This window comes from Campylobacter sp. IFREMER_LSEM_CL2194 (assembly GCF_025771685.1).
In the GTDB taxonomy this organism is placed as follows: Bacteria; Campylobacterota; Campylobacteria; order Campylobacterales; family Campylobacteraceae; genus Campylobacter_D.
In genome coordinates, this window is the sequence record NZ_JAKMQS010000049.1 from 1 (window position 1) to 1,038 (window position 1,038).

The window sequence follows — 1,038 nt, forward strand, 5'->3', positions numbered from 1 at the left end:
TTTTGTATTTTTTTAAGCGGTGAAATATTGTATTTAATAACAAATCCTATTATTACTAGAGCTATAACTAAACTTATTAAACCAATAAATGATTGTTTAATCAGAGCTTCATTTACGGGTTTTGTATATATTTCTTCATCCGCGATTGCGCAAATATTATATCCTAATGAATTTTCTTGACAAATAACTGCTTTATTTTTGTTGTTTTCATCTTTAACTACAAAAAAATTTTTTGATAATTCTCCTGTTTTACCTTCAGGGCTATTAAGATATGTTTTTACTATGTTTTCGGATAATGCAGTTTTTTTAAGCAGTTGTTCTTCAAGTTCATGAAATAATATTACTCCATCATCATCTATAACAACAACAAATCCACTTGCTGATTTTCCCATAGAAAGTACATTTTTTGAAAATGTAGTTAAATCATAATTTCCGCCAACAGCTCCTATAAAACTACCATTAACAACTATAGGGTATGAAAAAGCTAAAGAAGGAGCTTTTAAACTCGGAGCCATATAAGGTTTTGAAATCACAACTTTGTCATTTCCAGAAGCAACACTTGTATACCAAGTTCTAGTTCTTGGATCATAACCATCAGAAGGCGTTTGATGGTTTCCATTAGATCTTATCATTGCACCATTATGCGCAAGTCCTACGTATAACACATCAAAACGGCTTGCTTCTTTGGTTACTCTAACCATATCATAAATTTCTTTAGTGCTTGCACTTGGATTTTTTTTCATTTCAAGCGCAATGGCTTTTACAGCATCACTTCTTGATTCACTGTAGTCTTCAAAATTTTTTGCAACATCCTGTATAGTTTTAATTTGTAAATTATTGATAAGCTCTCTAGTGTCACGTTTTATTTCTAAATAGTTAAATACATTTGCAATTAATAATATTCCTACTATTGCTAGTCCCACAAAAAAAGTTAGTTTATTTGTTAAAGTTTGAGTAATTTTTTTCATAAAACTCCTTGATAATAAATGTCTTGTCTGGCTAATAAAAATTTCTTGTTTGTTTAACCGATAAACTCTC

The 1,038-nt window shown here is 29.6% G+C and carries 1 protein-coding gene; it reads right to left on the bottom strand.

Annotated elements, in window-relative coordinates:
- Positions 1-968 (bottom strand): cache domain-containing protein (locus L8V79_RS08115; protein ID WP_263664338.1); only part of this gene is annotated, 968 nt, incomplete at its 3' end.
- Between the last annotated feature and the right edge of the window lie 70 nt (positions 969-1,038).